Raw genomic sequence first — 26405 nt, forward strand, 5'->3', positions numbered from 1 at the left:
ATCAGATACCCCAAAGAATCTGCACACCCCAGACGAAAAACGCGAACATAGCGATGCCACACGCGGCCTGGAAAAGGAAACGCACAACGGTCGCCAGCTTGCCCAGCGCCATCGGAGTCAGGTAATCGGTCGAGATGGTCCACATGCCGACCCAGGCATGCACGCTCAGCGCGACGAGAGCCAGCAGACTGAAGACGCGCATGCCGGTGGAGGAGTACAGGCCATGCCACTCGGCGTAGGTCAGATCCGAACTGAAGAACAGGTAACCCAGCAGGAAAAGAGTGTATGCCGCGAGAATGACCGCGGAAACACGCTGAGCCATCCAGTCATAAAGACCCGAGCGCGAGAAATTCGTGACATTAGTTACCATATCCAAACCCCGACAGCAGAATCAGCGCTGCCGAAACGCCGATAACGATTTTCGAGCCCTTGGTGCCGCCTTCCAGCGTTTCACCGATGCCCATATCCATGATCAGATGGCGCACGCCGGCCACCAGGTGGTACAGCAATGCAGACACCAGGCCCCATGCCACCAGTTTGACCAGCGGACTGGCCAGATACTCTTTCACCTGCTCGAAGCCTTCCTCCGACGACAGAGACTTGTCGAGCCAAGACAGCAGCACGACAATTCCCAAAAAGAGGATGACACCAGAGATACGGTGAAGAATGGACGTGTAAGCAGTGACAGGAAGTTTGATTGTCCTAAGGTCTAGGTTTACAGGTCGTTGGCTTTTCACGGCTTTCATTCACTGTGAGAGCCCTGGCGAGCAGGGCGAAGTTGTTGGGATGTGCACTGGTCAGGTACCCACCACCCAGAGAGCGGCAACCTCCAGAATACGCGGCCTCAAAGCCCCTGGCGGTCGGTTGCCGAGTATAGACAGTTAGGGTACTAATGACAACGCAAGCGCCCTCAACAAAGTAGTGATTGCATGATCGCTACTAATCACGTAAATAGTTTCTTTTTTTGCGTGCAATCTGTTCTGAAACGAGAGCTCCACTACTACTTTGGTGCAAATTGCTTTTAGAACCGACCACCCTATAGTGAGGCGGGCCCTGCGTGTGGGCCAGCTGATGATACCTAGCAGAAAGCTCAAAAAGGAGGCCATCCATGGCTGACAACAAAGCGCAGTTGCACATCGGGGATCAAACCGTTGAACTGCCCGTCTTGACCGGCACTGTCGGTCCCGATGTGATTGATGTACGGGGACTGACCTCAACGGGCCGTTTCACCTTCGATCCTGGCTTTATGTCTACCGCCTCCTGTGAGTCGAAGATTACTTATATCGACGGCGACAAAGGCATCTTGTTGCATCGCGGTTATCCGATCGAGCAACTTGCAGATAAATCCGATTATTTGGAAACTTGTTATTTGTTGTTGAACGGCGAACTGCCGAATGCCGATCAAAAGGCAAAGTTCGTCAGCAATATCAAGAACCACACTATGGTTCATGAGCAACTGAAGAACTTCTTCAACGGTTTCCGCCGCGATGCTCACCCGATGGCAGTTATGTGCGGCGTTGTCGGCGCCCTCTCCGCCTTCTATCACGACTCGCTGGACATCAACGATCCGCAGCACCGCGAAATCTCCGCAATTCGCCTGGTAGCCAAGATGCCGACTCTGGCAGCCATGGTCTACAAGTATTCCCTCGGCCAGCCGATGATGTATCCGCGTAACGATCTGGACTACGCGGAGAACTTCCTGCACATGATGTTCAACACCCCGTGTGAAGTGAAGCCGATCAGCCCGGTAGTCGCCAAGGCCATGGATCGCATCTTCATCTTGCATGCGGACCATGAGCAGAACGCCTCGACCTCCACCGTACGTCTGGCCGGCTCTTCTGGTGCGAACCCGTTCGCCTGTATCGCTGCCGGCATTGCCGCTCTCTGGGGGCCGGCGCATGGTGGTGCCAACGAAGCCGTGCTGACCATGCTCGACGAGATCGGCGATGTTTCCAACATCGAAAAGTTCGTGGCCAAGGCCAAGGACAAGAACGATCCGTTCAAGCTGATGGGCTTCGGCCACCGCGTTTACAAGAACTTCGACCCGCGTGCCAAGGTCATGAAGCAGACCTGCGACGAAGTGCTTTCCGAGCTGGGCATCAACGATCCCCAACTGGAACTGGCAATGCGCCTGGAAGAAATCGCCCGCAGCGATTCCTACTTCGTCGAGCGGAACCTGTATCCGAACGTCGACTTCTACTCCGGCATCATCCTCAAGGCTATCGGCATTCCGACCAGCATGTTTACCGTGATCTTCGCCTTGGCACGTACCGTGGGCTGGATCTCCCACTGGAAAGAAATGCTCTCCGGCCCGTACAAGATCGGCCGTCCGCGCCAGCTGTACACCGGTTACGAGAAGCGCGATTTCGTTCCGGTCGAGAAGCGCTAAGCGCTTTTCCCCCGACGGAAAAAGGCTGCGTTTTTACGCAGCCTTTTTTATTGCCGGAGACTTATTGAGCAAGCATCGCATCAGCCTCACACCGGTCTGCTTCAGCGCGTCTCTTTTTCCAGCCAGGCGATCAGTTGTAGCGCCTCTTCCCGGCTACCGCCGCAAACAGCTGCATCCGCCTCGAAGGCAGCACACACCGCGGGCCGCTCGGGCTTGTCAAACAAGACACACAGATTGTCCACGGAAAGGTGGGAGCAACGCTCGCCCGCCGGCTTGCCAAGCGGCATGCCCGGGAGCGGCGAACTAATAGAGGGTGCGATGCAGCAGGCACCACAGCCCGCGCGACATTTCATGATCGAACCTCTCAATGCGCACAACATCCTGGAAAAGGCGATTATCCTACCTTCGGACCTGATGAATCGCTAACCCATCCCAGCGAATACCTTCTTCCGTTTGCCCGCCTACCCCTTTCCCGGAACTACGTTTAATGCCCATCTGGCTACAAACTGCGCTGCTGCTCAGTCTTTCGAACATCTTCATGACTTTTGCCTGGTACGGCCATCTGCGCACCCTGAACAGCAAGCCCTGGGTCATTGCTGCCCTCATCAGTTGGGGAATCGCCCTGTTCGAATACCTGATCATGGTTCCGGCCAACCGCATCGGCTATACCGAGCTCTCCGTAGGCCAGCTGAAGATCATGCAGGAAGTGATCACCCTGATGATCTTCGTCCCCTTCAGCGTGTTGTTCATGCATCAGCCCCTCAAACTCGATTACCTCTGGGCCGGATTCTGCCTGCTCGGCGCAGTGTACTTTATCTTCCGCGGTTGACCGGCCTGACGACCAATGGCGCATATGATCCGCTCCACCGGCTATTGCCCGGTACAGGCTCAGGGAGGGTTTACACTGAAATACTACGGTCGCCGGCACGGCAGGCCACCTCGCACGGAGCCCAGGAGTTACCCATGGAAAAGTGGTTGGTGATCGATCTGGAAGCCACGACGGACGAAGGGGGCTGGCCGGTGGCAGATATGGAAATCGTCGAAATCGGTGCCACCCTGGTGGATAAGGATGGCCATGAGCAGGATTATTTCAGACGCTTCGTGCGTCCGCTGCGCCGCCCTTGCCTGACCGCTTTCTGTCGCGGACTCACGCACATCGCCCAGTCCGATATCGACGCCGCGGCTCCGCTACCCCTGGTCTGGGAGCAGTTCGAGCATTGGCTGGCCCCCCATCGCCCGCGCCTGGCGGGCTGGACCAGTTGGGGCGATTACGACCGTCGGCAACTGGAGCTGGAATGGCACCGTTATAGCCTGGCCAGCAGCCTGGCAACGACGCCGCATGTCAATCTGAAACAGCGCTTCGCCGATACTCGCCATCTGAAGCGCACGGTCGGCTTGAGGACCGCCCTGCAGCTCGCCGGCATGAGTTTTCAGGGCCAGCAGCACCGAGCCCTGGAAGACGCCCGCAATACCGCCCGCCTGCTGCCGCTGACCACTCTGCCCACCGCTCAAAGCGGGTGACGCAGCAAAACGCCTTATGCATACTTGCGGGCCTTTTTTCAGCCTTTCCTGAGGATTCAAGCATGTTCAAGGTCAACGAGTACTTCGACGGCACCGTCAAATCCATCGCCTTCGGCATGACCCAAGGCCCGGCCACCATTGGCGTGATGGCAGCCGGCGAATACGAGTTCGGCACCAGCCAGCTGGAAATCATGCACGTGATCGCCGGCGCCCTGACCGTCAAGCTGCCGGGCAGCGAAGCCTGGGAAACCTTCCAGGCCGGCAGCCAGTTCACCGTTCCGGCCAACAGCAAATTCCAGCTCAAGGTCGCCACCGATACGGCCTATCTCTGCGAATACCGGTGACCCATATATCCCTGGAGCACCTGCACCGGTGCTCCAGGGAGCGAGCGGAATTCCGGCAGCAACTCGCTTTTCTCCCGGCCACTCGATAGCCCCCCTTCTGCATCGGCCATGACACACAGCAGATGGCTCCCTCATGCCACGCCCACGGGCTAAACTGCAAAATGCAGCTCATCAGCGGAGAGGAGACCGATCATCATGAGCCCGCACAAGCACAGCCCCCGGCATCATTCCTCCTTGGTACGCTCCCGCCAGCCCAGCGGCGGCGCCATCATCGATACGCAAGGTCGGGAAATCCCGATCACCGAAGGCATGATCCAGAAAGCTTGCCGCCTTCTCGACAAGACCTGGGTCGCGGCCCCACGCCAGCCTCCCGCCGCCCGCAAGACGGATGACTGAAACCTAGACCGGCAAGGTTCCCAGCGCCCGCACCAATTGCCGCAACAGCGGCGCCTCGCCGTTCAGGCGCACGCGCAAGCCATCGATTTCCCGGCGCAGCGGATAATGCTTGCGCAAGGCATCGAAGGCGCTGCGCCGGGCCTGCTCGTCGCCGCCCAGGCTGCGGCGGAACTCGGCATCGTCGCGGCGTGGGTCGTACACGGCCCGGCACAGCATCGCCAGCACCCAAGCCGGGTCGGCTCCGCCATCCAGCGCCAGCTCGCAAAGCCAGGGCCGTGGCAGCAATTCGTCCAACTGCACACTCGGCAACATGCCCAGATGCTCGCAGAAAGCCCGATAGACTTGCGCCGTACCGCGCAGCTTGCCGTCCAGGCTGTAGCCGGCGATATGCGGCGTGGCGATATGACAGAGTCCAGCCAGAGCGACATCCACCTGCGGCTCGTCTTCCCAGACATCCAGCACTGCCTGCAGATCGGCACGGGCCGCAAGCACCTCGCGCAGCGCCCGGTTGTCCACCACCGCGCCGCGGCTGGCGTTGATCAGCCAGCTCCCTGGCCGTAGCTGCGCCAACTGTTCGCGGCCGAGCAGGTGCCAGGTCAAATGCGCTCCTGTGCGCGTCAACGGCGTGTGCAGACTCAGCACATCGCACTCGCGCAGCAAGGTCGGCAGATCGACGAATTCGCCCTCCTCGACCGCCTGGCGCAGCGGGTCGCACACCAGCACGCGCCAGCCCAACCCGCGCAGCACCTCGACCAGCCGCCCGCCCACCTGGCCGGCACCGATCACCCCATAGCAGCGGGAAGCCAGGTCGACGCCCTGCCGCTCGGCCAGGCTCAGCAGGCTGCCCAGCACGTAATCGACCACACCGCGGGCATTGCAGCCCGGCGCACTGGCCCAGGCGATCCCGCGCTGGCGAAGGTAGTCGAGATCCAGATGATCCGTACCTATGGTACAGGTACCGACGAAACGCACCCGGCTGCCCTCCAGCAACCGGGCGTCGACGCGGGTGACCGAGCGCACCAGCAGCACCTGCGCATCCTCCAGTGCATCACGCTCGATGGCACGACCGGGCAGTTGGCGGATCTCGCCGAAGGCAGAGAAAAAGGCATCGATCAGGGGAATGTTTTCGTCGGCGAGGATGTGCATGGCGGGCTCCTTTCAAGGCCGCACATTCTAGGCGCATCGTCAGGCAGAGAGCGACCGGCCGCGGACCGGCCCGTAGCGCCGTAGATTTCCCGCAGCCCCTGCAGGGCGTAGACTACCTGCCCCTCCGCTTCACCCAGCGAATACCGGACATGCCATTCGAACCGCGCCTGCAGCGGCTGCGCCGCGAACTGCGCGCGCTCGCCAGCCTCGCCCTGCCGATCATCGTCGCGCAACTGGCGCATATCGCCATGGGCTTCGTCGATACCCTGATGGCCGGCCAGGTCGGCCCCGCCGCTCTTGCCGCGGTCGCCCTCGGCAACTCGCTCTGGGTGCCCACTTACCTGTTGAGTACCGGCATCCTGTTGGCCACCACGCCCCAGGTCGCGCACCTGCATGGCGCCGGCCAGCCGGCACAGATCGGCCCGCTGGTTCGTCAGGCACTCTGGCTGGCTCTGGCCGTCGGCGGCGGCGCCGCCCTCCTGCTGTGGAATGCCGAGCCCGTGCTGCATTTGATGCAGGTCGAGCCCACGCTGATCGGGCCGACCACGGGCTATCTGCGCGCGGTCGCCTGCGGCATTCCGGCCGTGACCCTGTACCACGTGCTGCGCTGCTTCAGCGACGGCCTCGGCCGCACCCGGCCGAGCATGCTGATCGGCATCGCCAGCCTGCTGCTGAACATTCCCGCCAACTACGTCTTCATCTACGGCAAGCTCGGCCTGCCGGCCATGGGCGGAGTCGGCTGCGGCTGGGCGACGGCCCTGGTGATGGCCTTCATGCTGCTGGCCATGCTCTTCTGGGTGAAACGGGCCTCCTGCTACCAGCCAAGCCGGCTGTTCGAGCGCTTCGATCGACCGCACTGGCCGGTCGTCCGCCGCCTGCTGGGCACCGGCCTGCCGATCGGCGTGGCGGTGTTCGCCGAGGCCAGCATCTTCTCGGTGATCGCCCTGCTGATCGGCGGCCTGGGTGCCACGGTGGTCGCCGGGCACCAGATCGCCCTGAACTTCTCCGGCCTGGTATTCATGATCCCCTACTCTCTGGGCATGGCCGTCACCGTCCGCGTCGGCCACGCCCTCGGCCGCGGCGCCCCGCGCGACGCCCGCTTCAGCGCCGGCGCCGGCATGGCCGCCGCACTCGCCTTCGCCGCCTTCGCGGCCGGCAGCATGCTGCTGCTGCGCGAACACATCCCGCACATCTACAGCAACGATCCGGCGGTGATCGCCATTGCCGGCGGCCTGCTCCTCTATTCCGCGCTCTTCCAGTTCTCCGACGCCATCCAGGTGACCGCCGCCGGCGCCCTGCGCGGTTACCAGGACACCCGAGCGATCATGCTGATCACCCTGTTCGCCTACTGGGGCATCGGTCTGCCGATCGGCTATGGCCTGGGCCTGAACGGCTGGCTCGGCGCCCCCAGCGGTCCACGCGGGCTCTGGCAGGGCATGGTGATCGGCCTGAGCTGCGCCGCCCTGCTGCTGGGCACCCGCCTGGCTCGCAGTGCACGCCGGCATATCCAGACGTCCGCTGCGGATTGAATCCCCCCTGCATCTGCAGCCCTCCCAACGCTTCGGTTGCAGTTCTTCTCGCACCCTCGTCGCACTCTGCGAACTTTCCATGTCCGATCAGGAATGCCATTGAAGCGCTGCGTCATTCTCCGAAGCGGCTCGCGAAGATAACTTGATCATTCAAGCGCAGCGCTTTTACAAGTACATCAGAAACAAGCGAAACCGCTCGTATCGATAAGACCGCGCTCAATGAATAATCCCAAGAAAGTTCCACCCGACTTAGCCAGGCAATATCGAAACGGCGCCGACTTTCTGCCTTTCTCTAAAAACGACCGCTTATCGGCTGATAGCGGTCGGAAGCAATTCGGCAAAAACCCTGAACTACACTTTGCAACTTCTGAATGGATATAAGCTGTGGTTTAGCAAGGTGACATTGGCTCGCTACTAAACATCGAACAGGAATAACCATAGCCACATTATAAATATAAAAGAATCCATGAAGTACCCTGCTGCTGTTTGCACGGTGGATGGAATGCCGAGCAAGAATTCCGGCGACAACTCCAATCGAAGTATCGAACGCAAGCCTGAGCGAGGCGGCGCGCCGTTGTCTGCACGTCTTGAAATGGCTTATTACTCGTCTTCAGGAGGCCGACGCCAAATCCTGGGGCGGTAGCGTACCTACCAAAAGCAGCCATATATTTAAAGATTGCAATTTCTTCGCCACTTCGGTCACACGAAGAAATTCAAGAAGTATTCGAACAACGAATCCGCCCTGGTTTCCATGGCAGAGCCATACTTGCTCACGCTCCCTTTCCAGACCTTAACGTCATAACTTTGGAAGCCCACAAAGTGCTCGAAAGGATATTGATCGTCTGCATCGGCAATATATGTCGAAGTCCTTGTGCCCAAGCATTGATGAACGAAGCGGTTTTCCAGCATAAACGGAACATGAAGATCGACTCCGCCGGTCTGGCGGCACAAGTCGGTCTGCCGATGGAGCCCACCACCCGCGCGGTACTCCTCGAACACCGTCATCGCCCTCCCCTGCACCGAGCCTGCCAACTGGAACGCAGCATGCTGCAACGGGCGGACCTGGTGCTGGCCATGGAAAGGCGCCATATCGACGGCATCTATCGGATCGCTCCCGAAGCGCGCGGCAAGACCTTCCTACTGGGCAAGTGGCAGGACGACCTGGAAATCCAGGACCCGTTCCGCCAAGACCGGACGGCCTTCGAACAGGCCTATCGACAGATCCGCGCGGCCGTCGAGGCATGGGCCGTGCGCCTGGGTCAGTGACTGCCGGAGCGCCTCCTCCAGGGAAACTCTCCATGTACCCCACTTCCATCGCCAATCAACAGGAACACGAAGACGCCGGCATCGACCTGCGCAAACTGCTCGGCGCCCTGCTCGACCACAAGTGGCCGATCCTCGGCGTGACCGCCCTGTTCTGCCTGGGCGGCGCGCTCTACGGCATGTTCGCCACGCCCATCTACCGAACCACCGCCCTGGTCCAGATCGAGAGAAAGAGCGGTACCGTACCCGGCCTGGGAATGGGGGCGAGTTCAACACCCCGGCCTCCAGTTCCAGAACGGAAATCGAACTGTTGCGCTCGCGCAGCGTGATCGGTCAGGCCGTCGACAACCTGCACCTCGATGTCCGGGCCACCCCCCAGCGCTTTCCGCTGATCGGCGACTATCTTGCCCGCCGCCATCATGGCCAGGGCCTGGCAGAGCCGTTCCTCGGCCTGGAGGAATACGCCTGGGGCGGCGAGAAGATCGACGTCTTCCGCTTCGACGTCGAGCCGCGGTGGGCGGGCAAGAGCCTGGTGCTGACAGCCGCGGAGAACGGCGCCTTCAGCCTGGCGGACAGCGAGGACAAGCCGCTGCTTCAGGGGCGGGTCGGCGAAGCCCTCGACCAGCAGGGCATCCGCCTGCAGATCCGCGAACTGCAGGCACGGCCGGGCACCCGCTTCACGCTGAGCAAGGCGAGCCGGCTGAGCACCATCCGCACCTATCGCGGGGCATTGCAACTCACCGAAGTGGGGGCGATACCGGCCTGATCAGCGTGGCCATGAACCACCCCGACCCCCAGCACGCCAGCCGGGTGGTGGACGAAATCAGCCGCCTGTTCGTCCACCAGAACGTCGAGCGCATGTCGGCCGAGGCCGACGGCAGCCTGGAATTCCTCCGCAAACAGATGCCGGAAGTGCGCCGCGAGCTGGACAAGGCCGAAGGCGCGCTGAACGACTACCGCAAGCGCCACGGCTCCGTCGACATCGGCATGGAAACCGGCACCGTGCTCAACCAGTCGGTGAGCCTGGAGAGCCGCATCTCCGAACTGCGGATGCAGCAGGCCGAGCTGGAGCGCCGGTTCACCCCCGAGCATCCGGCCTACAAGGCCCTGATGATGCAGATCCAGGGCCTGACCGCGCGCAAGAACGAACTCGCCCGGAAGATGCAGAGCCTGCCGGAAACCCAGCAGGAGCTCCTGCGCCTGTCGCGGGACGTCCAGGTCGGCACCGCGATCTACACCCAGCTGCTGAACAGGGCCCAGGAGCTCGACCTGGTTCGCGCCGGCACCGTCGGCAACGTGCGCATCGTCGACCAGGCGGTCCTCGAAGGCGGCCAGGTCGCCCCGGACAAAACCCTCATCATGCTGGTCGCCACACTGGTCGGAGCGCTGCTGGCGATCGGCTTCGTGCTGCTGCGCAAGCTGCTCAACCCGGGCCTGGAGACCCCGGAGGCCATCGAGCAGCTGGGACTGCCGGTGTATGCGGCAGTGCCCTTCAGCGAGCGCCAGGCGCACTTCAAGCCACGGCGCCGGGCAGCCGCCAGCCCCGTCCAGAGCTCCCCGCTGCTCGCCCTCAGCCAGCCGAACGATCCGGCGATGGAAGCCCTGCGCAGCCTGCGGACCAGCCTGCACTTCATCATGCTCGGCGCGCAGGACAACCGCCTGGCGATTTCCGGCCCCGGCCCGCAGGCGGGCAAGAGTTTCATCTGCGCCAACCTGGCCGCCGTCGTCGCCCAGACCGGCAAGCGCGTGCTGCTGGTCGACGTGGACATGCGCAAGGGCCACCTGCACTCGCTGCTCGGCATGCAGGCGGGCATGGGACTGTCCGACCTGCTGGCCGGACGCTGCGCCTTCGCCGACGTGGTCCACCCGACCCCGATCGAGGGCCTGTTCCTGCTGCCGCGGGGACAGATCCCGCCGAATCCTTCCGAACTGCTGATGCACCCCAGCTTCGCCGCCGCCCTCCAGCAGGCCAGCGCGAGCCACGATCTGGTCATCCTCGACACGCCGCCCCTGCTGGCCGTCACCGATGCCGCCATCGTCGGCCGGCAGGCGGCCACCACCCTGATCGTGGCCCGCTTCGGCCTGAGCTCCGCCCGCGAGATCGAACTGACCGTCAGGCGCTTCGCGCAGAACGGCATCGAGATCAAGGGCGCCATCTTCAACGGTCTGGAAAAGCGTGCCGCCACCTATGGCTACGGCCACGCCGCCTACTACCACTACGAGTACAAGTCGGACAACGCCTGAGCACAGCGCCGGCTCAGGCCGGTGCCGGATCGAGAACCCCTTCCATCCTGCCGATCGTCACGGGCAACGCCATGCACAACCTGGAAGACCTGAAACTCGCCATCATCGGACTCGGCTACGTCGGCCTGCCGCTCGCGGTCGAATTCGGCAAGCGCCGGCCGGTCGTCGGCTTCGATATCGACCACGCGCGCATCGCCGCCCTCGAGGCCGGTCACGACCGAACCCTGGAAGTCGACGACCACGAACTGCGGGAAGCGCGCCAGCTCCGCTACAGCGCCGACATCGCCAGCCTGGCCGACTGCAACTTCTACATCGTCACGGTGCCGACGCCGATCGACTCGCACAAGAAGCCCGATCTGACGCCCTTGATCCGCGCCTCGGAAACCATCGGCCAGGTGCTGAAGCCGGGCGACATCGTCGTCTACGAGTCCACCGTCTACCCCGGCGCCACCGAGGAAGGCTGCGTGCCGGTGCTGGAGCGGGTTTCCGGCCTGACCTTCAACCGCGACTTCTACGCCGGCTACAGCCCGGAACGGATCAACCCCGGCGACAAGGAACACCGCATCACCGGCATCCGCAAGATCACCTCCGGCTCCACCCCCGAGGTGGCCGAGCTGGTCGATGCGCTGTACCGGGAAATCATCACCGCCGGCACCTACAAGGCCGGCAGCATCCGCGTCGCCGAAGCCGCCAAGGTCATCGAGAACACCCAGCGCGACCTCAACATCGCGCTGATCAACGAACTGGCGGTGATCTTCAACCGCATGGGCATCGACACCGAAGCGGTGCTCCAGGCGGCCGGCACCAAATGGAATTTCCTGCCGTTCCGTCCCGGCCTGGTCGGCGGCCACTGCATCGGCGTCGACCCCTACTACCTGACCCACAAGGCCGAGGCCATCGGCTACCACCCGGAGATCATCCTCGCCGGCCGGCGCCTGAACGACGGCATGGGCAGCTACGTGGTGTCCCAGCTGATCAAGGCCATGCTCAAGCGGCGCATCCAGATCGACGGCGCGCGCGCCCTGGTCATGGGCCTGACCTTCAAGGAAAACTGCCCGGACCTGCGCAACACCCGCGTCCTCGACATCATCCAGGAACTACGCCAGTACAACATCTCGGTCGACGTCTACGACCCCTGGGTCGACGCCGACGAGGCGCAGCGGGCCTACGACCTCAGGCCGCTGGGCGCTCCGCCGGACAACGCCTACGACGGCATCATCCTCGCCGTCGCCCACCATCAGTTCCGCAGCATGGGCGCGCCGAACATCCGCCGCTTCGGCAAGCCCGACCACGTCCTCTACGACCTCAAGTACCTGCTCAAGCCCGACGAAGCGGACCTGCGCCTATGACACGCTACCAACGCCTGCTCCTCGAGTTGCCGCAAGCGCCCGGCACCTGGCTGGTCACCGGGGTGGCCGGCTTCATCGGCTCCAACCTGCTGGAAACCCTGCTCGGCCTCGACCAGTGGGTGGTGGGCCTGGACAACTTCGCCACCGGCCACCTGCACAACCTGGAGGAGGTCCGCAAAAGGACCTCCGCAGAACGCTGGGCCAGGTTCCAGCTCATTCGCGGCGACATCCGCAAGCTGCACGACTGCCGCCAGGCGATGACCTTCGCGGCGGTCGTGCCGGGCTGCCGGCCCCGTCCGGTCGCGCACGTTCTCCACCAGGCCGCCCTCGGCTCGGTGCCGCGCTCGCTGGAAGACCCCATCGCCACCAATGCCACCAACGTCGACGGCTTCCTCAACATGCTGGTGGCCGCCCGCGACGCCGGGGTCGAAAGCTTCACCTACGCCGCCAGCAGCGCCACCTACGGCGACCACCCCGGCCTGCCCAAGGTCGAGGAGCAGATCGGCCGGCCGCTCTCCCCTATGCCGTGAGCAAATACGTCAACGAGCTGTACGCCGACACCTTCGCCCGCAACTACGGGTTGCCCTGCATCGGCCTGCGCTACTTCAACGTCTTCGGCAAGCACCAGGACCCGGAGGGCGCCTATGCCGCGGTGATTCCGAAATGGATCGCGGCGATGCTGCGCGACGAGGAAGTGTTCATCAACGGCGACGGCAGCACCAGCCGCGACTTCTGCTACGTCGACAACGCCGTGCAGGCCAACCTGCTCGCCGCCTGCGCCGACGCCTGCGCGCACAACCAGGTCTACAACATCGCCGTCGGCGAGCGCACCGACCTCGAACAGTTGTTCCACAAGCTGAAGCAGAGCCTGGCGAAAAACGGCGTGCGCTACGCCAAGGCGCCGCGCTACCGCGACTTCCGCCCCGGAGACGTGCGCCACTCCCTGGCGGACATCGGCAAGGCGAGGCGCCTGCTGGGCTACGTCCCGTATCACGACCTAGAGGCCGGCATCGCCCAGGCCATGCCCTGGTACATCGCCCAGGAACTGGTGCCGGCATCCGCCTCGCTCCAACCGCACACACAACTTGCCGCGCGATAAAGAAGATGGATGCCACCACTCGTCAGCCAGCCATCCACCAGCCAAGCGAGCCCTTGCCCATGCGCGATACCGCCCCTTCGCTGCGTCAGACTCTCGAACGTCTCTACATCCATCTGTCGAAGCGCCGGCGTCTCCAGCTGCTCGGCCTGATCCTGCTCATGCTGGCCGGCACCCTGGCCGAACTGGCGACCTTCGGCGCCGTGCTGCCCTTCCTTTCGCTGCTGGCCGCCCCGGAGAAAGCGCAGGACTATCCCTTGCTACAGCAGCTGTTCAACCTGTTCGGCTGGCGCCACGAGAACATCCTGCTGCCGGCCACCCTACTGTTCGGGACGATGGCCGTGCTCGCCGCGCTCATCCGCGTCACGCTGACCTGGGCCAGCAGCAAGACCACCTACGGCATCGGCTTCGACCTGGGCGTCGAAGTCTACCGACGCACCCTGCTGCAACCGTACCGCTACCATGTGGCGCGCAATACCAGCCAGATCATCGCCGGCATGGGCAAGGTCCAGAGCGTGATCGGCGGCCTGCTCATGCCGCTGATCAACAGCTTGATCGCCAGCCTCATGACTACGGCGATCTTTACCGCCCTGATCCTGATCGATCCGATAATCGCCCTCGCCGCCGGCCTGCTGTTCAGCCTGCTGTATCTGCTGATCAGCCTGAGCACCCGGCGCAAACTGCGGAAAAACGGCCGGATCATCGCCCAGGCGCACCAAATCCGCCTGCAAGCCATCCAGGAGGGCCTCGGCGGCATCCGCGACATCCTGATCGATGGCTCCCAACCGCTCTATATCAAGCGCTTCCGCAAGGTCGACGCCGACTTGCGCAAAGCACAGGTAGCCAACGCCTTTCTCGGCAGTGCGCCTCGCTACCTGATCGAAGCCTTCGGCATGCTTGCCATCGCGATGCTCGCCTACGGCCTGAGCTGGCGCGAGGGCGGCCTCGCCGCCGCCCTGCCGATACTGGGCGCCCTGGCGATCGGCGCGCAGCGCCTGCTGCCGCAGATGCAGCAGCTCTACAACAGCTGGGCGTCCATCACGGGCAGCCGGGCCACCATCGAGGATGTGCTCGACCTGCTGGAACAACCCATTCCCGTCGAGTACCTGAGCCGGGAAGCGCCGCGTCCGATCCCCTTCGAGCGGAGCATCGAACTGCGCGACATCGGTTTCCGCTATGCCGCCGAGGGCCCGGAGGTACTCAGGCACCTGAATCTGGAAATCACCAAGGGCAGCCGCATCGGCTTCGTCGGCAAGACCGGCAGCGGCAAGAGCACCACCCTGGACCTGCTCATGGGCCTGCTGGAGCCCAGCAGCGGTCAGATCCTGATCGACGGCGTCCCCCTGACCCCGGCCAACCGGCGCGACTGGCAGGCCCATATCGCCCATGTGCCGCAAAGCATCTACCTGGCCGATACCTCAATCGCCGAGAACATCGCCTTCGGCATCGAACGGCGCGACGTGGACTGGAGCCGCCTGCGCGAAGCCGCCCGCAAGGCGCACATCGCCGACTTCGTCGAAGGACTGGCCGAGCAGTACGACACCCAGATCGGCGAACGCGGCGTGCGCCTGTCCGGCGGCCAGCGCCAGCGCATCGGCATCGCCCGCGCCCTCTACAAGCAGGCCGACGTGCTGATCTTCGACGAAGCCACCAGCGCCCTGGACCACGGTACCGAGAGCGCCGTGATGGAGGCCATCCGCGATCTCGGACCGGAGCTGACCGTACTCATCATCGCCCACCGCACCACGACCCTGAGCGATTGCGATTGCATCTACGAGCTGGCCAGCGGCCGCCTGTTGCGCGCAGGACACCAGACCAGATTCTCTGCCCACCGATCGGCAGTTCCTGACGGTCTTTCAACGGAAGTCTCCAAGGAAGGCCTGCCCGTTAAAAACGGATATTCATAGGAACCTTCATACCTTGTGCCGACTGCAGCATGAAAAGCATCGCATCCTCGCTCAAGAAAAGGCGCCTGCTCAAGGCCATGGGAGTCGATGGCCCGGCCAGGAAACTACTCGAACATATAATTCCGGAGTCCCTTTTCTATCAACGACGATATTTCATGCTGCATGAGAAATTATGCAACTTCAGAAAACCCAGGTGCTTTTCCGAAAAGATCTTCCATCGGATGCGCTATCCCGCACCGATATTCTCGATTTTGGCCGACAAGGTCCGCTCCCGCGAATACATAGAAAGGATCGTGGGCGCGCAGTATCTGGTGCCCTGCTATCTCATCTGCGACAAAGTCGAGAGGGAAACTTTCGAAAGGTTGCCCGACAGCTTCGTGATGAAAGCCAACCATAGCTCGCACCAGACCCGAATAATCGTCGACAAATCGCAAGAGGACCCTGAAGAGTTGATCCGCACTGCCGATGCCTGGCTGAAGAAGGACTTCTCCAAAATAGCGCGAGAAAAACACTATGGCCGCATCCGGCCGAAAATCCTTTTCGAAAAAGCCCTGCTGTCGAACGGCAAGCCTCCGGACGACTACAAGTTCAATGTGTTCAACGGCGCGTCAGACAGCCAGCCCTATGTATTCATCCAGGTCATGCAAGGCCGCTTCGAAAAGAAAATGACCCAGAACTTGTTTCTCGAAGACTGGTCCATCGCTCCCTTCAATCGCGCCAGAGCCCAAAAGGAACCCAGCCACGATCCGCCCTTATTCGCCGAACCAAAGGAACTGCCGGAAATGCTCGACATTGCCAAAAGGCTGTCGGCCCCGTTCGGCTATTTGCGCGTGGATTGTTATCGGCATGAGGGAAAAATATATGTCGGTGAACTGACCATTACCCCGGCAGCGGGCGACTACCGGTTTCTGCCCCCGAATGGGATCTGATATTGGGTAGCAAATTTGGCTGGCCGGAGCGTCCGCCACAGCCCGAGCAACTGGGCATCGCCAGCCTCTAGTGGCCTGTGCGGTTAGTTTGTTAACTCAAGTTCGGATGACCATGGTTCCGAGACAAGGCGCCGCGACGAGTCATAGCAGGGCTATGGCGAGGAGTGGCAACGCAGTATCGAAGCCATGGGCGCCGAAATTGACTAACTGAACTAACCAAACAGGCCACTAGACCGGCCATGAATACCGCGAAGCGGCGCGCGCCCGACACCGCCGACATCCATTTTACAGATCCCCGTGGTTCAGTTGCCGTAACTCAGCCCGCGTCGGAACAGGCGCAAGATCACAGAGACATCGGCCGTGAAAATTTCAATCGCCATGACCACCTACAATGGTGCTCGATACTTGCCGGAACAACTGGATAGTTTTCTTCGCCAGAAGCAAACACCCGACGAAATCGTCGTGTGTGACGATGGGTCCGACGACGCGACCCTGGCGATTCTGCGCAAGTTTCGAAGCGACGCTCCGTTCGAAGTAAGAATCGAGCAGAATCCGACCCGACTCGGCTACCGGAAGAACTTCGAAAGAGCCCTTTCGCTTTGTAGCGGCGACCTTATCTTTCTGAGCGATCAGGACGACTACTGGTTCGACACGAAACTCCTGGAAATGACCCAGGTATTCCTGGCCCGCCCGGATATCTTCGTCGTCCATACCGACATGGTCATCGCCGACGAAAATCTCGTCCCCTCTCGACAGACCCAACTGGGCAATATCCTCGCCCTCGGCTCCCGCGCGGAAACCTATGTTTCCGGCTGTGCCACGGCGCTACGCCGGGAGTGGCTCTCGGTCGTGCTGCCCATCCCCGCCGAAGCCGTCGGCCATGACAGCTGGATCCACAAACTGGCTTCGATCCTGGAGGTCCGGGCTCTTCACCTGCCGCCCCAGCAATATTATCGCCGCCATGGCAAAAACGTATCCCAGTGGCACGCCAGCAAAGCGGAAAAGATGAATCCACTCGACTCCATCAAGATGTACGGACTCGCCGATAAAACCGCCGCCTGGCGACGGGAGCTCAATAGAACGTGCTGGGCGAAACGGCGCCTGCAGGAAAGAACGGAAGTTCTGGAAACACTAGGCTTGCTGGCACGCCAAGAAATCGCCATACGGCGACTGGACAGAAGAATAAGCGCACTGGAATCCCGGATCCAAAACAACACTCAAAATCGACTCAAACGCTTTCCCAAAATAATGAAACTTTGGCTGCGTGGCGATTACAACGACTTCTCCGGCTGGAAGAGTGCTTTGAAAGACATCGTCCGTCATCAGTCGAACTATTCGTGATCGAGTTCTGCCCCGACGGCTCCCTGACAAGGAACATGGTTCGTAAAGCGGCACGGCATATATCTACTCGGCAAGCATAGGGATGGATAACCATGAAAGTCACCGTATTCGGAATCGGTTATGTCGGACTGGTACAAAGCGCCGTTCTGGCGGAAGTGGGTCACGACGTGCTGTGCGTCGATATCGACGAGGAAAAGATCGAGCGCCTGAGCCAAGGCCATATCCCCCTGTACGAGCCGGGACTGGAGACACTGGTCCGGGAAAACCATGCCGCCGGCCGCCTCAACTTCACCACCGACGCCGCCGAGGGCGTCAAGCGCGGCGAAGTGCAGTTCATCGCGGTCGGCACGCCCGCCGACGAAGATGGCTCCGCCGACCTGCGATACGTACTCGCCGTGGCGGAAACCATCGCCGAGCACATGGAGCGCCACCAGGTCATCGTCGACAAGTCCACCGTCCCGGTGGGCACCGCCGACCGGGTCGCCGCCCGGGTTGCCGAAGTTCTCGCCCGGCGGGGGCGCGAGGAGCTGACCTTCGAGGTGGTCTCCAACCCGGAATTTCTCAAGGAGGGCTCGGCCGTCGTCGACTGCATGCGCCCCGACCGCATCGTCATCGGCACCACCAGCCACGATGCCGAAGACGTGATGCGCGAACTGTACGCGCCCTTCAACCGCAACCACGAAAAGATCATCGTCATGGACGCGCACAGCGCCGAGCTGACCAAGTACGCCGCCAACTGCATGCTGGCGACCAAGATCAGCTTCATGAACGAAATGGCCAGCCTGGCCGAGATGCTCGGCGCCGACATCGAAATGGTCCGCCGCGGCATCGGCTCCGACCCGCGCATCGGCTACGACTTCATCTATGCCGGCGCCGGCTACGGCGGCTCCTGCTTTCCCAAGGACGTCCAGGCGCTGATCCGCACCGCCGAGAACATCGACTTCGACGCCAAGCTGCTGAAGGCGGTGGCGCAGCGCAACAAGGAACAGAAGACCAACCTGTACAAGAAGATCAGCCACCACTTCGAAGGCGCACTGCAGGGCCGCACCTTCGCCATCTGGGGGCTGAGCTTCAAGCCGAGGACCGACGACATGCGCGAAGCGCCCAGCCGCACCCTGATGGAGGCGCTCTGGAACGCCGGTGCCCGGGTGCAGGCCTACGACCCGGAGGCCATGGAGGAAGCCCAGCGCCTGTACGGCAACCGCACCGACCTGACCCTCTGCGGCACCAAGGAAGCCGCCCTGAAGGATGCCGACGCCCTGGTGATCGTCACCGACTGGCAGGCCTTCAAGGCACCGGACTTCGAGTTCATCAAGCAGCAGCTCAGACAGCCTGTGATCTTCGACGGGCGCAACCTGTTCGAACCGGGACGCCTGCAGAAAAAAGGCATCACTTATTACTCGATCGGCCGTTAAGTGGCAAAGACACCATTCAGCAAGGTACAAGGCATGCGCGCGAATCCTTTGGTCAGTGTTTATATTCCCACGCACAACAGGGCCGAAAAATTCGAACGTGCCTTGCGGTCGGCACTCAACCAGACCTACGAAAACTATGAAATTCTGGTATGCGACGACGGCTCCACGAAAGAAAACGCCGAGCGCATTTCGCAACTGATCCAAGACAATCCCAAGATCCGCTATTTGCGCAACGCCGTCCCGCATGGCGCCTGCAGTGCACGCAACCTGGGAATCTTCGCCGCCCGCGGCGACTTCATTACCGGACTGGACGACGACGACGAATTTCTCCCCGAGCGACTCGAGCGTCTGCTGAATATCTGGAACGACAAATACGCTTTTGTTTGCAGCAACTTCTGGAGCAAACGTCCCGATCAGGAAGCCAAACTCTATTATCCGCCGGAGAATTGCCTGCTCACGCTTCAGCAATTGCTCATCAAGAACGTGGCTTCCAATCAGGTACTGACCAGAACGAGCCGACTGCAGAGCATCGGCGGTTTCAAGGAGGACGTCAGGCGCCTGCAGGACTGGGATACCTGGCTGCGCCTGTGCAGCCGGTACGGCGGATACTTTTACCGGGAGCGAACGCCGCTTTACGTTCTGCATCACGACCATGAAGCCGGCGCACTACGCGTTTCCCGAAGCATCCCGCTGGACGTTGCCCTCGAAGAACTGCACGAAAGAAACAAGGATATCTACGACGAGAAATCCAGCTATATCCTGACCTCTTATGCGCGTCTGGTCAGAAAGGAGTTTTCCCTGAAGGACATGTGGAAAAACACGCTCTACAAGAAAAGCTCCACGCCCTTGCGTGCCTATCTACGCCAGCACATGAACAAGTGCCAAAACCGAGTGAAACCCCTGCTGCACCAGACCTTGAAAAACCTGGGATTGAAGACCGACTAGAAGACAATCGGGTCGTCGAATCCCGCATCGCCTATAACGCCAGAAACGCTTCATCGACGAAGCCAGTCGACAGTAACTCCGTGAGACACATCCAGATCGGCAAGACAATATCGCTGAGCGACAACATACCACTCAAGAATCACTCGATATGGACCAGACCAGCACAGCCACACGCAAGAAAATAGCCATATATACGGCCATAACGGCAGGCTATGATCATCTGGAAGAGCCGACCTACAAGTCCACAGAGGGAAACATCGACTATCTGGCGTTCACCGACTGCGATATCCAATCCCGGTTCTGGAAAATCATCCCTCTCGACGAAAAGTACGCGCATCTGGACAGCGTCAGAAAGTCGAGAAAACCCAAGATAGTCGGACACCCGGCCCTCGAACACTACGACTACACCATATGGATAGATGGAAACATCGACATCATAGGCGATGTGAACGAACTGATCGGGCTGCTTGACGAGCATGATCTGGTTACCTTCAAACACCCCTCGAGAAACTGCGTCTACGAAGAAGCCATGGCCTGTCTGTCCCGCAAGAAGGACTCTGTCGATGTGATAAAGGACCACATCGAATTCCTGAAAAGGCAGGGCTATCCGGAAAGAAACGGGCTGACCGAATGCAATGTCCTGCTCAGGAAAAAAACGGCAGCACTGGAACAGGCCATGAACGCCTGGTGGGAAATGGTGCTCCACCGAAGCCGGCGGGACCAGCTTTCCTTCAACTATATAGCGTTCAAGCACAACCTCAACTTCACCGTCATGGGTGACGACAACGCACACGGAAAAAGCAAATATTTCTCCCTGCGCGAAAAGCACCTGCGCCATCCACCCGCCGAGCACTATCTCTGCCATTACCGCTATTCGACTTATTTAACGCGGTTTTATATGCGCAAGGCATACAAGAAGATAATCAGGCACCTGACCAGCCTGACCTACCCCAGGCCCAACGGCGTGCAATCGAGATAAGCGGATTTCGCCCCGACACAGGATCTTCGAACCAGCCATGAAAATTTCCATTGCCATGGCCACCTACAATGGATCGCGCTATCTGCCGGAACAACTGGACAGTTTCCTCCGCCAGAGCCGGCAGCCCGACGAACTGGTGGTCTGCGACGACTGCTCCCACGACAGCACCATTGCCATCCTGACGGACTTTCGGAGCCGGGCTCCGTTTCCCGTGTTCATCCATCGGAACGAAAAGAACCTGGGCTTCATAAAGAATTTCGAGAAAGCGCTGTCGCTGTGCACGGGAGACATCCTCTTCCTCAGCGACCAGGACGACGTCTGGCTGGAAAACAAGCTGGAAACCATAGAAAAGGCCTTCATCGCCCACCCCGAGAAGATGCTCGTCACCAACAACCAGAAAATTGCCAGTCACGACCTGCAGCTTTCCAACGGCACCACCCTGGACAACATCCGCGCGCTCGGCCTCGAAAAGTCCTACATGAAAGCCGGTTGCTGCACGGCGCTGAGAAAACCCTGGCTCGACATCGTGCTGCCGATCCCCGTCGAGATCGGCACACACGATGCCTGGATCAGTCGCCTCGGCGATTTCTGCCAGCTCCGGCTGATCGTCGAGCAGCCGCTGCAAATCTACCGAAGGCATGGCAAGAACACCTCGCACAGCCTCACCAGCAGCGCCGGAAAGCTCTCCCGGCTGAGCAAGCTCACCCACTACGGCATCCGCGATGCCAGCGGCGGCTGGAAGCACCAGATCATCGCCACGAACCTGTACATAAGCAGGCTCAAAAAAAGGACTCGCCAACTGAAAGCCCTGGGCGCCGGCGAGCTCGTCGAGCAAACGATCGCCACCCTGCAAGGCAAGCTCCCGCCACTCGAAAAACGCCTCGAGATCGCCTCGCGCCCGCGCTGGCGCCGCCCTCCCGAGTTGCTGCGCTTCTGGCTGTCGGGCGGTTACCAGGGCTTCGCCGGCTGGAAAAGCGCGCTCAAGGACATGGTCCGGCCATGACGCCCGCCCCCCGGCAACCCTCGGTCATCCACCTGCTCACCTCGCTGAATTTCGGCGGCGTGGAAAAACGCATGGAGCTTCTGGCCGAACAGCCCACGGGCGACATGCAGCACCTGTTCTGCGCCATCGGCGACGGGGGCGCCGCAGAACGCGAGCTGAACCGGCTCGGCGCGCCGGTTCGCTGCCTGCACCAGCCGGCGAGGATTCCCAGCCCGGCGGCCATCCTCGCCCTGTTCCGGCTGTTCCGGCAGCTGCGCCCGACGGTGCTGCACGCCCACGGCGCCGAGGCCAACTTCCACGGCCTGATCGCCGCCCGGCTGGCCGGCGTGCCGGTGCGGATCGGCGAGGAGATCGGCATCCCGACCCACAGCGAGCGGGCCCGCCGGGTGTTCCGCCAGCTCTACCGCTGCGCCCACTGCGTCATCGGCATCTCCGATGCGGTGACCGGCTGGCTGGTCGCCAGCGGCGAGGTGCCGCCGGCCAAGGCGGTGCGGGTCTACAACCCGGTCAAGCTGCCGACCGGACGCAGCGCTCAGGCGGCGATGCCGGGAGCGCTGCGCGTCGGCTTCGTCGGCCGCCTGGAGGCCGTCAAGAACCCCATGGCGCTGGTCGAGGCCGCCGACCGGCTGCTGGCCCGCGGCATTCCCGTGGAGTTCTGGCTGATCGGCGAAGGCCGCGAGCGGGCGCCCCTCGAAGCCGCGATCCGCGCCCGGGAGCTGGAGGAATGCGTGCACCTGCTGGGCTACCGGGCGACGCCCGACGAGCACATCCGCCAGTGCCACGTCTACGTCCAGCCCTCGCGCTCCGAGGGCTTCGGCCTGGCTCTGGTCGAGGCCATGGGCTGCGGCGTTCCGGTCATCGCCACCGCGGTGGGCGGCGCGCCGGAAATCGTCGAGCCCGGCCTGACCGGCTGGCTGCTGCCGGAAGCGACGCCGGATGCCCTCGCCACGGCGCTCGAGGCGGCCTGGCGGCTCGGCCCGGAGCAACTGCTAGCCATGGGCCAGCAGGCGCGCAGCGCGGTCGAGGGGCGCTTCGAAGCCGCCCACTACAAGGCCCGGCTGGAAACCCTGTACCGGCAATTCGTCCCGCGAAAGGCCCGAGGCGAACATGGACAAGATACGGATTCTGCACTGTCTTGAAACGGTCGGCTCCGGCGGCGTCGAGCAGCGGCGCCTGACCCTGGCCCGGCGGCTGGACGGCGCGCGCTACGAGCAGGCGCTGGTCTGCACCAAGGCCGTGGGCGGGCTGCCGGCGCACTTCGCCGAGGCCGGCTGCCCGCTGCATGCCGTCGGCGTGTTCCGCGGCGTGCTGGACCGCGAGCCGTACCGGCGCGCCCTGCACGTGGTGCGCGAATTCCGCCCGCACATCATCCACGGCGCGGTGTTCGAGGGCGTGTCCCTGGCCACCGTCCTCGGCCGGCTCGCCGGGGTGCCGGTGATCATCGGCGAGGAAACCTCCGACCCGGTCAACCGCCGCTGGCGCGGGCACCTGCTGCTGCGCCTGCTCGGCGCGCTGAGCCACCAGATGGTGGCGGTGTCGCCCGCGGTCGAGCAGTACCTGCTCGGGCGCCTGCATCTCCCGCGCAGCAAGGTCACCCTGATCAACAACGGGGTGGCCGAGGCGGCCCCCCCGAGGCCGCGCAGATCCGCGCGCTGCGCGAGCGCTTCGAGCTGGCACCGGAACATTTCGTGATCGGCACCGTCGGCCGCCTGCTCGATCGCCACAAGCGCGTCAGCGACCTGCTCCGCGCGCTGGCCGTGCTGCTGCCGGCCTGCCCCGAGGCGCGCCTGCTGGTGGTCGGCAAGGGACCGGACGAAGGGGCGCTGCGCGAACTGGCCGAGAGGCTCGGGGTCGCCGCCCAGGTGCGTTTCGCCGGCTACCAGGCCGATCCGCAGCCCTGCTACGCGCTCATGGACGTCTTCGCCCTCGCCTCGGCCATGGAGGCCTTCGGCCTGGTGCTGGTCGAGGCGATGCAGGCCGCGCTGCCGGTGGTGGCGACCCGGGTCGGCGGCATCCCCGGCGTGGTCGACGAAGGCACGAGCGGCCTGCTGGTGCCGCCCGGCCAGCCGCAGGCGCTCGCCGAGGCCATCCTGAACCTGCGGCGCGACCCGGCCCGACGCCAGGCCATGGGCCGGGCCGGCCAGCGCCTGGCCGCGGCCAACTTCGGCGCGGAACGCTACGTCCGCGACGTCGACCATCTCTACCAGCGGCTCGCGGCAGAGCGCATCGGCCCATGAACATCCTCTTCGTCACCTGGGACGGCCCGCAGGTCACCTACCTGGAAAGCCTGTTCCTGCCGATCTTCCAGCGCCTGGCCGGAATTGGGCTGCACGTCCACGTCCTGCAGTTCACCTGGGGCGACGAGGCGCTCATCGAGCAGCGCAGCCAGGCCTGCCGGCAGGCCGGGCTCGCCTATCGGGCGCAACGGATCCGCCGCCGGCCCCGCGCCCTCGGCGCCCTGCTGACCGCACTCGAGGGCGCCCGGCTGATCCGCCGGGCGATCGACGAGCAGCAGATCGACGCGGTGATGCCGCGCAGCACGCTGCCGGCCCTGGCCACCCTGCTGGCACTGCGCGGCCGTCCGCTGCCGATGGTCTTCGATGCCGACGGTCTGCCGCTGGACGAGCGCGTCGAGTTCGCCGGCCAATCGCCGTCCGGCCTGATCCAGCGCCTGCTGCGCGACGTCGAGGCCCAGGCCGTGCGCCGGGCCGACCGCGTGCTGACCCGCTCGCGGCAGGCGGTGGAGATCCTCCTGGCGCGGGCCGGCGCCGGCACCGCCCCCGGCAAGTTCCAGGTAGTCGGCAACGGCCGCGACATCCGACGCTTCAGCCCGGGAGATGCCGGCTCGCGCCTGCGGATGCGCGAGCAGCTGGGCCTGGCCGCCGATACGCCGCTGCTGGTCTATGCCGGCTCGCTCGGCCCGCAGTACTGCCTGGAGGAAATGTTCCGCCTGTTCGGACAGGTCCGGCAGCTCCGCGCCGATGCCCGCCTGCTCATGCTAAGCGGCTCGCCGGAGCTGCTGCGGCCCGCCCTGGAGCGCTTCGCCGCGCTGGCCCCGGCGGTTTCGAGCCGCAGCGTGCCGGGCCAGGCGGTGCCGGCCTACCTGGCCTGCGCCGACCTGGGCCTGGCGCTGCGCCGGAGCAGCTTCTCGATGCGCGGCGTGGCGCCCATCAAGCTCGGCGAGTACCTGCTCTGCGGCCTGCCGGTGCTGGCCAGCCCCGGCATCGGCGACACCGACGCCATCGCCGCCGACGCCGGGCTCCTGCTGGGCGGGCCGGACGACGCCGAACTGGCCCGGGCGGCCCGCTGGTTCTGCGCCGAGGTCCTGCCGCAGCGGGAAGCCTGGCGCGAGCGCTGCCGGAACACCGGCCTGCGCCACTTTTCCCTGGAAGCCAGCGCCGACGCCTACGCGGCGGCCCTGACGCCCCTGCGAACGGCCGTGCCGGCAGCGCCTCTGCACGCCCCCCTGTCCGGCGGCCAGCCCCGCGGAGAACCGCGATGAAGATCCTCCTGCTCACCCGCTACCCGCGCACGGGCGCCAGCAGCCGGCTGCGCACCCTGCAGTACCTGCCCCACCTCGAGGCCGCCGGCCACGAGGTCCGGGTGCAGAGCCTGTTCGACGAGGCCTACCTGGAAAGCTTCTACCGCCGGGACAAGCGTTCGCCGCTGCGGATCGCCGCGCTTTACCTGCGCCGCCTGGCCGTGCTCGCCAAAGCCGGCGACCACGACCTGCTGTGGATCGAGAAGGAGCTCTTCCCCTACCTGCCGGCCTGGGCCGAGCGCCACCTGGATACGCCCTGGGTGGTCGACTACGACGATGCGGTGTTCCACAACTACGACCTGGCGAGAACCCCCCTGGTCCGCCGCCTGCTGGGCGGCAAGGTCGATGCGCTCATGCGCCGCGCCAGCGGAGTGATCGCCGGCAACCGCTACCTGGCCGAGCGTGCCCGCGCCGCCGGCGCGACGCGGGTGACGGTGATTCCCACGGTGGTCGAGCACGGCCGCTACCGGCCGCGGATCGCGGCCCCGACCACGCACCCGGTGATCGGCTGGATCGGCTCGCCGTCCACCCAGAAATACCTGCTGGACATCCGCGAGCCCCTGCAACAGGCCTGCCGCCAGCATGGCGCGCGCTTGCTGCTGGTCGGTGCGACCGCGGAGATCCGCAGCCGGCTGCCCGGCCTCGAGGTACAGATCGAGCCTTGGAGCGAGGAACGCGAGGCGGCGCTGATCCGGCGCATGGACATCGGCCTCATGCCGCTGGCCGACGGGCCCTGGGAGCGTGGCAAGTGCGGCTACAAGCTGATCCAGTACATGGCCTGCGGCGTGCCGCTGGTGGCCTCGCCGAGCGGCGCCAACCGGGAGATCGTCGAGTACGCCGGGGCCGGCCTGCTGGCCGACACCGGAGCAGACTGGAGCGACGCCCTGTCCCGCCTGCTGACCTCGGTCTCCGAGCGGGAACGCCTGGGCCGCGCCGGGCGCCAAGCCGTGGAGAACCGCTACTGCCTGCAGCGCCAGCTCCCGCTGCTGCTGGAAACCCTGGCCGCGGCGCTGCCTGCCGGCAGCAACGCGGCTCCCGCCAAAACCTCAACGACGCCGAGGTAATGCC

At 63.4% G+C, this 26405-nt stretch carries 26 protein-coding genes and 2 pseudogenes; 24 read left to right on the top strand and 4 right to left on the bottom strand.

All coding sequences use genetic code 11. The features are described from left to right. Position 1: 1 nt before the first annotated feature. Complete coding sequence (gene sdhD / locus Atro_RS04025; protein WP_497926536.1) at positions 2 to 370, bottom strand: succinate dehydrogenase, hydrophobic membrane anchor protein; 369 nt, start codon at positions 368 to 370, stop codon at positions 2 to 4. Next, a pseudogene (gene sdhC / locus Atro_RS04030) lies at positions 364 to 746 on the bottom strand (succinate dehydrogenase, cytochrome b556 subunit). The gene sdhD and the pseudogene sdhC overlap by 7 nt, the downstream one beginning before the upstream one ends. 362 nt (positions 747 to 1108) lie before the next feature. Here sdhC and gltA point away from each other — a divergent pair. Next, a complete protein-coding gene (gltA, locus tag Atro_RS04035) occupies positions 1109 to 2389 on the top strand; it encodes a citrate synthase (RefSeq protein ID WP_497926537.1) in 1281 nt (426 codons plus the stop codon). Between the two features lie 101 nt (positions 2390 to 2490). Here the strand turns inward: gltA and Atro_RS04040 are convergent, their stop codons facing one another. Then, complete coding sequence (locus Atro_RS04040; RefSeq protein ID WP_497926538.1) at positions 2491 to 2742, bottom strand: YkgJ family cysteine cluster protein; 252 nt, start codon at positions 2740 to 2742, stop codon at positions 2491 to 2493. 134 nt (positions 2743 to 2876) lie between these two features. Here Atro_RS04040 and Atro_RS04045 point away from each other — a divergent pair, with 134 nt between their 5' ends. The 4 genes from Atro_RS04045 (at position 2877) to Atro_RS04060 (ending at position 4650) form a co-directional block, all read left to right on the top strand. Continuing rightward, positions 2877 to 3218, top strand: a complete 342-nt coding sequence (locus Atro_RS04045) for a DMT family protein (protein WP_497926539.1) — start codon at positions 2877 to 2879, stop codon at positions 3216 to 3218. A gap of 134 nt (positions 3219 to 3352) precedes the next feature. After that, positions 3353 to 3910: a 3'-5' exonuclease gene (locus Atro_RS04050; protein WP_497926540.1), complete on the top strand. Its 558-nt coding sequence runs from the start codon at positions 3353 to 3355 to the stop codon at positions 3908 to 3910. Between the two features lie 62 nt (positions 3911 to 3972). After that, positions 3973 to 4254 (top strand): pyrimidine/purine nucleoside phosphorylase, encoded by a 282-nt coding sequence (ppnP, locus tag Atro_RS04055; RefSeq protein WP_497926541.1) that lies wholly within the window; start codon positions 3973 to 3975, stop codon positions 4252 to 4254. A gap of 195 nt (positions 4255 to 4449) precedes the next feature. After that, the gene (locus tag Atro_RS04060; RefSeq protein ID WP_497926542.1) at positions 4450 to 4650 is read left to right on the top strand and encodes a PA1571 family protein; all 201 of its coding nucleotides are present in this window, start codon (positions 4450 to 4452) and stop codon (positions 4648 to 4650) included. Positions 4651 to 4653: 3 nt separating this feature from the next. Here the strand turns inward: Atro_RS04060 and pdxB are convergent, their stop codons facing one another. Next, the gene (pdxB, locus tag Atro_RS04065) at positions 4654 to 5796 is read right to left on the bottom strand and encodes a 4-phosphoerythronate dehydrogenase PdxB (protein WP_497926543.1); all 1143 of its coding nucleotides are present in this window, start codon (positions 5794 to 5796) and stop codon (positions 4654 to 4656) included. Positions 5797 to 5945: 149 nt separating this feature from the next. Here pdxB and Atro_RS04070 point away from each other — a divergent pair, with 149 nt between their 5' ends. The 19 genes and pseudogenes from Atro_RS04070 to Atro_RS04160 all read left to right on the top strand — a co-directional run bounded on the left by Atro_RS04070 (position 5946) and on the right by Atro_RS04160 (position 26401). Further along, positions 5946 to 7325, top strand: coding sequence for an MATE family efflux transporter (locus tag Atro_RS04070; RefSeq protein WP_497926544.1), 1380 nt, complete (start codon positions 5946 to 5948; stop codon positions 7323 to 7325). Between the two features lie 819 nt (positions 7326 to 8144). Next, a complete protein-coding gene (locus Atro_RS04075) occupies positions 8145 to 8591 on the top strand; it encodes a low molecular weight protein-tyrosine-phosphatase (protein WP_497927603.1) in 447 nt (148 codons plus the stop codon). 32 nt (positions 8592 to 8623) lie between these two features. Further along, a complete protein-coding gene (locus tag Atro_RS04080; RefSeq protein ID WP_497926545.1) occupies positions 8624 to 8917 on the top strand; it encodes a Wzz/FepE/Etk N-terminal domain-containing protein in 294 nt (97 codons plus the stop codon). Then, positions 8899 to 9354: a hypothetical protein gene (locus Atro_RS04085; protein ID WP_497926546.1), complete on the top strand. Its 456-nt coding sequence runs from the start codon at positions 8899 to 8901 to the stop codon at positions 9352 to 9354. Before Atro_RS04080 ends, Atro_RS04085 begins: the two co-directional genes overlap by 19 nt. Positions 9355 to 9365: 11 nt before the next feature. Next, positions 9366 to 10832, top strand: coding sequence for a polysaccharide biosynthesis tyrosine autokinase (locus tag Atro_RS04090; protein ID WP_497926547.1), 1467 nt, complete (start codon positions 9366 to 9368; stop codon positions 10830 to 10832). Between the two features lie 71 nt (positions 10833 to 10903). Next, positions 10904 to 12181, top strand: coding sequence for a Vi polysaccharide biosynthesis UDP-N-acetylglucosamine C-6 dehydrogenase TviB (gene tviB / locus Atro_RS04095; RefSeq protein ID WP_497926548.1), 1278 nt, complete (start codon positions 10904 to 10906; stop codon positions 12179 to 12181). After that, positions 12178 to 13280 (top strand): annotated as a pseudogene (locus Atro_RS04100) (NAD-dependent epimerase/dehydratase family protein). Before tviB ends, Atro_RS04100 begins: the two are co-directional and overlap by 4 nt. A gap of 59 nt (positions 13281 to 13339) precedes the next feature. After that, positions 13340 to 15184: an ABC transporter ATP-binding protein gene (locus Atro_RS04105; protein WP_497926549.1), complete on the top strand. Its 1845-nt coding sequence runs from the start codon at positions 13340 to 13342 to the stop codon at positions 15182 to 15184. A gap of 29 nt (positions 15185 to 15213) precedes the next feature. Beyond that, positions 15214 to 16113 carry an ATP-grasp fold amidoligase family protein gene (locus Atro_RS04110; protein ID WP_497926550.1) on the top strand — a complete coding sequence of 300 codons (900 nt, stop codon included), beginning with the start codon at positions 15214 to 15216 and terminating at the stop codon, positions 16111 to 16113. Positions 16114 to 16473: 360 nt separating this feature from the next. Beyond that, complete coding sequence (locus tag Atro_RS04115) at positions 16474 to 17454, top strand: glycosyltransferase (protein ID WP_497926551.1); 981 nt, start codon at positions 16474 to 16476, stop codon at positions 17452 to 17454. A gap of 92 nt (positions 17455 to 17546) precedes the next feature. Next, positions 17547 to 18869 (top strand): UDP-glucose dehydrogenase family protein, encoded by a 1323-nt coding sequence (locus tag Atro_RS04120; protein ID WP_497926552.1) that lies wholly within the window; start codon positions 17547 to 17549, stop codon positions 18867 to 18869. A 33-nt stretch (positions 18870 to 18902) separates the two neighbouring features. Then, positions 18903 to 19814 carry a glycosyltransferase family 2 protein gene (locus tag Atro_RS04125; protein ID WP_497926553.1) on the top strand — a complete coding sequence of 304 codons (912 nt, stop codon included), beginning with the start codon at positions 18903 to 18905 and terminating at the stop codon, positions 19812 to 19814. A 148-nt stretch (positions 19815 to 19962) separates the two neighbouring features. Beyond that, complete coding sequence (locus tag Atro_RS04130; protein ID WP_497926554.1) at positions 19963 to 20793, top strand: glycosyltransferase domain-containing protein; 831 nt, start codon at positions 19963 to 19965, stop codon at positions 20791 to 20793. Between the two features lie 37 nt (positions 20794 to 20830). After that, positions 20831 to 21796, top strand: a complete 966-nt coding sequence (locus Atro_RS04135) for a glycosyltransferase family 2 protein (RefSeq protein WP_497926555.1) — start codon at positions 20831 to 20833, stop codon at positions 21794 to 21796. Further along, entirely contained in the window at positions 21793 to 22935 is a 1143-nt protein-coding gene (locus Atro_RS04140) for a glycosyltransferase (RefSeq protein WP_497926556.1), read from the top strand. Before Atro_RS04135 ends, Atro_RS04140 begins: the two co-directional genes overlap by 4 nt. Next, positions 22904 to 23488 (top strand): glycosyltransferase, encoded by a 585-nt coding sequence (locus Atro_RS04145; protein WP_497926557.1) that lies wholly within the window; start codon positions 22904 to 22906, stop codon positions 23486 to 23488. The genes Atro_RS04140 and Atro_RS04145 overlap by 32 nt, the downstream gene beginning before the upstream one ends. Further along, on the top strand, positions 23485 to 24033 hold the full coding sequence (locus Atro_RS04150) for a glycosyltransferase (protein WP_497926558.1): 549 nt from the start codon (positions 23485 to 23487) through the stop codon (positions 24031 to 24033). Before Atro_RS04145 ends, Atro_RS04150 begins: the two co-directional genes overlap by 4 nt. Beyond that, a complete protein-coding gene (locus Atro_RS04155) occupies positions 24030 to 25298 on the top strand; it encodes a glycosyltransferase family 4 protein (RefSeq protein ID WP_497926559.1) in 1269 nt (422 codons plus the stop codon). Before Atro_RS04150 ends, Atro_RS04155 begins: the two co-directional genes overlap by 4 nt. Next, on the top strand, positions 25295 to 26401 hold the full coding sequence (locus tag Atro_RS04160) for a glycosyltransferase family 4 protein (RefSeq protein ID WP_497926560.1): 1107 nt from the start codon (positions 25295 to 25297) through the stop codon (positions 26399 to 26401). The genes Atro_RS04155 and Atro_RS04160 overlap by 4 nt, the downstream gene beginning before the upstream one ends. The last annotated feature ends 4 nt before the right edge of the window (positions 26402 to 26405 follow it).

The sequence above is a fragment of the Azotobacter tropicalis genome (genome assembly GCF_059739045.1).